1 protein-coding gene is annotated in these 846 nt (G+C 40.4%); it reads right to left on the bottom strand.

Going from position 1 to position 846, the window contains the following annotated elements; all coding sequences use genetic code 11:
* Positions 1-846, bottom strand: an 846-nt coding sequence (locus tag C1642_RS18965) for an Ig-like domain-containing protein (protein ID WP_228153913.1), incomplete at both ends; no start/stop codon positions are given.

Here is an 846-nt window from a genome sequence, read left to right as displayed (position 1 = left end):
TCATCTGTACTACTGCCTGATCCCTTGATTCCTTGATCAGGTCCAACATTGTCCAGATAGCCTGTTGGTGCAGAAGGCGTAATAGGTGCTGTCGTGTCAACTGTAATCACTTTTATAGTTGTATCGGCAATGTCTGTATTACCAGCAGAATCACGTGCTTCTGCACGAACAGATAAATCTCCATCCACAGTTACAATAATTTCTGCTGTTATGAACCCAGCATCCAAATCTGCCTGTACTACTGTATAGTTTATACCATTTACACTAATAATATTTCCTACAGCCGCATCACTACCTAAAGTAATCTGAGCAGTAAATGTCTTATCTGCTCCTAACTCATTAGCATTGAGAATATTATCGTTATTTATATCTGCTGGAATAGTGATTTCACCAATCAAGTCAACTGCTAAGGGATTAAAAATAAAACCATCTGCTCCATCCAGAACGTCACCTTTACCGGTATTGCCAACAATATCAGTATAGGCCCCATCAGCTACACTAATACTTGGTGCTACTGATCCACTTTGAGTAAAAATTGCTGTCCATGTATTTGCATCAACTTGAATAAAATTACTTAGTACACCACCGCTAACAACTACATCTGAAACTGAAAATTCACTAACGGGTTCACTAAATTCAAATGTAATAGTTGCAGCTTCGCCCGATGCGAGAACCAAATCAGATGTACTAATTGTCAAAACTGGCGCAGTTGTATCTACAGTAACTGTTATTGCTGGGCTCTGTGCACTTTCATTACCTGCTGCATCAGTCAGCGTATAAGTCAGTTGATGTGAACCATCTGCCAGCGGAGTGGTAGGCGTTAGTGTACCGGTTACAGGATCATAG

It is taken from the genome of Acinetobacter sp. AKBS16, assembly GCF_002899995.1.
GTDB lineage: Bacteria > Pseudomonadota > Gammaproteobacteria > Pseudomonadales > Moraxellaceae > Acinetobacter > Acinetobacter baumannii.
Note: the sequence above shows the minus strand (reverse complement) of the source record. Positions and strands in the feature narration are given on the sequence as shown.